The organism is Marinicrinis lubricantis (assembly GCF_042658665.1).
Classification (GTDB): Bacteria; Bacillota; Bacilli; order Paenibacillales; family KCTC-33676; genus Marinicrinis; species Marinicrinis lubricantis.
In genome coordinates, this window is sequence record NZ_JBHSQV010000104.1 from 1 (window position 1) to 5,481 (window position 5,481).

Genomic DNA, 5,481 nt, shown 5'->3' on the forward strand with positions numbered 1-5,481 from the left:
TATTCTCACTAATGAATTGTCTAAGTTGTTCCTTCGTAAACATGCTCATGTTGTGTTCTCCTGCCTCCTGATGTCTATTACTAGATTAGCTTGGTTTAGGAGTTTACACAATTTATTTTACACTCTCAAAGGGTATGTACGTATGCTGCTGCTATTTTCCGATTCGCGTTTTGTGATTACTGGTGATACGATCAAGCTTGCGAAGTCTGATTTTAATAAAAAGAAGATTAGAGCTACTTTGTTTAATAAAACCTTGAAGTATTTGTATCATCAAAGCCTATATGGTTCTTTGAAGGAAGGAAACACAATTAAGGAGTATGATATTCACCAATTCCGCAATTTTTTTGCGATGTCTGATAGTTATACCGCTCCTAATGGATCAAGTGTTGATATTTATCGAAGGTTACGTATATCTAGCTCAATGTTCCATCGCTTCAAAAAAATGGACAAGAACCGGATCGGGACAGTTGCTGAGATGCTTCAGTCAGTGAATGATCGGTCGAAAGAAGATATGGAAAAGTTGGAGGCCCAAAGAGAATTAGAAAAGAAAGCCCCACCAGGATTGTTCTTCGATAAAGAAGCTTTTCGGAGCGCCAGTGTCCAAACCAAACTTTGGACGGATGATTATATAGATTCCTTACTTATTTTCTATCGATTGAACGAGCTATCCATACGATACCGAACTTTGTATTCGGATAAAAATGATAAACATCAGAGCAATAGAAATAAACACCGGACCAAAAACTATAGAGGACAGAAAGGGGTTAGAAAATGAGCGTGCATACGATTCATTTGAAAGTGACAACACTTTCGAATCTGTTTATAGGTGGTTCCCCGAGCACATTCGAGATCGGTGGCATTGATCTGTTTACCGTCACTGACTATAATGACAAGCCCTATATTCCGGCATCCTCCTTCAAAGGGAGCTTGAGAAGAATTGTCAGGGATTTGGCTGGAAGCTCTGCAGAAGCAAAGCTGATAACGGAAGCTTATCGAGAGTATCTGCGCTCCAAAAAGCGAGAGAATTTACCCCGGATTGAAGAAATGAGAGACAAGGATGAGCGTTTCCGAAGGGTCGAGAAGCGTTTGGAAGAAGCGATCCATAATGCATCGGCAGAGTACTTGTTTGGAATGGAAGGATTTAATCATACGCCGAAACTAATCTTTAATGATTTGCGACTTATAGAAACTGGCGATGTTGATCCGTTCTCTATAGACTCGAAAAACTCGGTAAAAGTCAGCGAACCTCAGGAAGATCCGAATGTAGTCGCCAATCCTCGTACTTATAAAACGGTACGTCCAGGCGTGGAGTTTTCGGGGGAGATTCATTTTTACATGCTCAATCAATTAGCCGTGTCAACGGATGTTATTGCACGATTTATAGAGAATGCCATCTATCAGTTTAATACCGGGATATATCGCTTGGGTAATTCCGGAAGCCGGGGATACGGCAGAATACAGGTAGATGTGAGCCGGGAGGGCGATTGATTTGACGGATACTGTAACGTATAAAGTAGAGATGTCGCTAACAGGCCGGCTGACCCAGCTTCCTGATTCTCAAAAAATATTTGGCGCGTTAATTTATATGTATGCAGAGCAATATTCTTCTGAACAAGCAACGTTGCTGGTTTCAAAGATCAGGGACGGGGAGTTGTATCTCTCCTTGTCCAACATGCTGCCTCGCGCTTATTTTCCTATGCCGCAAACTTACTTACTGGACCAATTGGCTGGACAGCCATCCGATCAGTCTAATCGCGGGAAAGATAAAAAGACCTATCAAGCGATAAAGAAGCGCTCCTTTATGAAGTTGGGGGATATTTACAAAGCAATAAAAAATCCGAACCATGCCAACCATCTTTATCCTTTTGCCTCTATACAGTCCTCCCAACAGATCCATGCGGCGATTGACAGCATCAAGTATGATCTGCCAGGGCTTGATCCCAATGTATATTCTGTACCTGAAGTTAACGTCATCGAAGTACAGGCTGAACAAAAAAGGGAGGTCGTTACTAAATTTTCGTTTTACGTATGCACCGACAAGTGTGCGGAGAGTGATAAATTGCTGGATGCCCTGCGCCGTGCTGAGGAGAGTAAGAGACGTTTTTTCCTAGGGGCAAGAGCATCGCAAGGCTTCAATACATTTGTAGTGGATCGCGTACATTCAGAAACATGGGATTTGACTGGACAGACGAGTACCTATTTGAATCTGGGGATGCTTTTGCCTCGGGCGCTCGATTTCGATAAGTCTTCGCTGAAGCTGTATACCTCCGAGCGGCGCCCTTATGATTCTGCAGGAGGATGGGACAAGGAGCATTCAGGTAAGTTTATTAGTTTCATTGATGCAGGCAGCATTGTTTTTGCGAGGGAAGGTTGGAAAAAAGCTGGTCGATCGATCCCATCACCATTTAACAAACAAAGAGATATTGTGTTTGGAAACGCCTGTCTAATGCCAATTCACTTAGATAGGAGGGAGCAGCATGAAGGCACAGCTACCTCGTAAATATAAGTATCGGATAAGGACTTTGTCGACGCTGGCTCTGTCCCCGAGGGATCATCAAGGATTCTATGAATCGGCGGGCGATTTCGCGCAGGAAGATTTGGGGCAGCAAGCTTCCGAACATTTGAACAAGGGCAGGGTTAATATCATTTATCCGTTTTATCAGTATGGGACATATCCCCGTTACGCGCCTGCAGAGACACAATATTATATTCCGGGTTCCTCTATAAAGGGGGCTTTAACTCTAAACTGCACTAATATAGATAGATGCTCGTTGATGGTAGATGATATCAGAGTGAAGAGCGAGGATATTCAGCTATACCATTTAACTAAAGTTCAGCAAGATTCGGAAAATAATAAATATTATATCGATGAGTTCTTCCCCAACGTTGCTATTGAGATGCTTAGAGCAGACTCGGAGCATTCCGGGGAACTGTTTTGTATTGAGACAAAATCAAAACCAGAACCAAAACATTATTTTAAAGAGGCAGATCAAGCTGCGAGAATTAAGCTTGGTCAGCTGGTTCAAAGAATCAACCGGAAATATGAGCAGGTGAAAATAGAGGATCAACCCATTTTGAGTGAGATGAAGAATAACATCCAAGCGATCCTGAATGAACCGCAAGATGACAGCAGCAATAACTTTCTATTAATACTTGGCGGCTACAAAGGACTTACGCTTTCTGTTATATCAGATAGGGATGATTGGGATGAATATAACAGCGCGATTTATCTGGATAAGACAAAGGGACTACCCTACGGCCTGATTAAAGTAACATTGGAGCAGCCGTGATGAATTTAGAGTTGTTTTCACTGCCATACATGCCGTTGCTTATTCGATTAAAATGCCGCGAAACCGTACGATTGCCGCGTTACCTCGGTTCTACGCTTCATGGTGTGATGGGATGGATACTATCCACGAATGTTGAGGCTTATCAATATATTTTTGAAAACCGCAGGTATGGATGCGGGAAACAGGACATTGTAAACCCTTATATCTTGGAACCGCCCAGATATCAAGGGATCTACAATGAAGGAGATATGCTTTGCTTTAAATTCATTCTGTTAGGCAGGGCCGCGAATTATACAAAAAGTGTGATCGACTCGATGGCTAGCGTTCCCTACTTTGAGATCGGGGCTGAGAGGAAAAAGTTTGAGCTTGTGGATATTTTGCAGGCCGATAGATTAGAAACGATTTGGCATTCTTGTAGAGTTTATACGGAATCAACCGTCTCTAACATGCTTGCGACCCAGGAACAAAAAGGGGTCTCCAGATGTTCCATTCATTTGTTAACGCCACTTCGGATACGCCGGGCCGGGGAGCAATTGAGAGAAGTCGACTTTCCAACGATTATTCGGAGCATTACAAGAAGAGTTGCGGCATTAACGGACAGGTATGGCGGACATGTGCAAGCCGATGCAGCAGCTCACATATGCGAGTTGTCGAGCTCGGTACATACGACTTCCTCGGGCTTATACTGGAGCGAAATGAGCCGATATTCTAATAGGAGACATATAAAAATGGATTTGAGCGGCTTGCTCGGAGCGATGACGTTCGAAGGGGAAATGTATCATTTTGCTCCATGGCTATATGCCGCACGATGCCTGCATATAGGGCGAAATGTTACCTTTGGCTGCGGTCAAGTTGATGTTGTACTTGGATAGGTGGAAAGATCCAATTTGAGAATCGCGGTGCGAACCCCAAGTGAACATAAAATCCCTGGGAGGTTCGCACCCCGCGCCCCGCAAGGGTTTACAGCATTTCGGGTGGAAAACCATGGGCATTTATAGTACTCTAAAAATAGGTTCGCACTTTTGGCCCTATGATGCCTTGCTGGGCAAGGGGTTAGAAGGCGCGCTGTGTCGCACTCCACGTGAGTGCGTGGATTGAAATTGTTTGCTCACTCTCTCACCTCCTCTCACTAATCTGTGTCGCACTCCACGTGAGTGCGTGGATTGAAATCATCCGGTCTGTAGCGTGCCGAGAGCCAGCCGCACGTGTCGCACTCCACGTGAGTGCGTGGATTGAAATGTAAAATATCTGATAAGGGAAATCGAACATTTTCAGTGTCGCACTCCACGTGAGTGCGTGGATTGAAATGCATTACGCATTGCCCAAGTGAGCAGTTTGTTTCGTGTCGCACTCCACGTGAGTGCGTGGATTGAAATTGGGATTATTACCATTGTGCCACGCAATTTGTCCGGGTGTCGCACTCCACGTGAGTGCGTGGATTGAAATCCGACGTAGACGCCGATGCCGCCCCCGCCTTTCGAGTGTCGCACTCCACGTGAGTGCGTGGATTGAAATCGTTATCATTTCGCCGTACTGTCTCCATCCCGTGGTGTCGCACTCCACGTGAGTGCGTGGATTGAAATTTTCGTCCTCCCCTTACTTCCCATCGAATTTCTTGTGTCGCACTCCACGTGAGTGCGTGGATTGAAATACCCCACATGTTTAATTCCAAAAGAACGAGCAATAGTCGCACTCCACGTGAGTGCGTGGATTGAAATTGCAACGCCTGATTTACCATCGTTCTTGCTTCAGCGTCGCACTCCACGTGAGTGCGTGGATTGAAATTCCCAGCCGCTATACAAGATTTGTATATTGCTCGTCGCACTCCACGTGAGTGCGTGGATTGAAATGCTTGCAGCTCCTGCAGCATCTTCTCAATCCCCATGTCGCACTCCACGTGAGTGCGTGGATTGAAATTAATTCCTTTTCCAGTTTTGTGATCCTATCATTGATTGTCGCACTCCACGTGAGTGCGTGGATTGAAATCTTGCTGGTCACTTCTCCTTTCAATAATTTCTGAAAAAGTCGCACTCCACGTGAGTGCGTGGATTGAAATCGCTGAGACTTGGACCTCTGTCAATAGATTGGACACATAAAATCGAGAGAATTACGCAGCCGGATGAAACATACGTTCGTATTGATTTGGAGTGAAATACCCTATAGAGGAGTGGATTCTTTTTCCATTATAGAA

General features: G+C 44.6%; 6 protein-coding genes and 1 CRISPR repeat array. Of the genes, 5 read left to right on the forward strand and 1 reads right to left on the reverse strand.

From position 1 onward, the window contains the following. The 5 genes from ACFPXP_RS08520 to cas6 all read left to right on the forward strand — a co-directional run. Positions 1–775, forward strand: a 775-nt coding sequence (locus ACFPXP_RS08520; RefSeq protein WP_379893805.1) for a hypothetical protein, incomplete at its 5' end; no start/stop codon positions are given. After that, positions 772–1,488, forward strand: a complete 717-nt coding sequence (locus tag ACFPXP_RS08525) for an RAMP superfamily CRISPR-associated protein (protein WP_379893806.1) — start codon at positions 772–774, stop codon at positions 1,486–1,488. The genes ACFPXP_RS08520 and ACFPXP_RS08525, both read left to right, overlap by 4 nt. A 1-nt stretch (position 1,489) precedes the next feature. Beyond that, a complete protein-coding gene (locus ACFPXP_RS08530; protein WP_379893807.1) occupies positions 1,490–2,500 on the forward strand; it encodes a hypothetical protein in 1,011 nt (336 codons plus the stop codon). After that, positions 2,478–3,290: a hypothetical protein gene (locus tag ACFPXP_RS08535; RefSeq protein WP_379893808.1), complete on the forward strand. Its 813-nt coding sequence runs from the start codon at positions 2,478–2,480 to the stop codon at positions 3,288–3,290. Before ACFPXP_RS08530 ends, ACFPXP_RS08535 begins: the two co-directional genes overlap by 23 nt. Further along, positions 3,290–4,162 carry a CRISPR system precrRNA processing endoribonuclease RAMP protein Cas6 gene (gene cas6, locus ACFPXP_RS08540; RefSeq protein ID WP_379893809.1) on the forward strand — a complete coding sequence of 291 codons (873 nt, stop codon included), beginning with the start codon at positions 3,290–3,292 and terminating at the stop codon, positions 4,160–4,162. The genes ACFPXP_RS08535 and cas6 overlap by 1 nt, the downstream gene beginning before the upstream one ends. A gap of 195 nt (positions 4,163–4,357) precedes the next feature. Further along, positions 4,358–5,346: a CRISPR direct-repeat array (repeat unit 34 nt; unit sequence GTGTCGCACTCCACGTGAGTGCGTGGATTGAAAT). A 51-nt stretch (positions 5,347–5,397) separates the two neighbouring features. Here the strand turns inward: cas6 and ACFPXP_RS08545 are convergent. Beyond that, the coding region (locus ACFPXP_RS08545; protein WP_379893747.1) for an IS3 family transposase at positions 5,398–5,481 on the reverse strand (84 nt) is incomplete at its 5' end.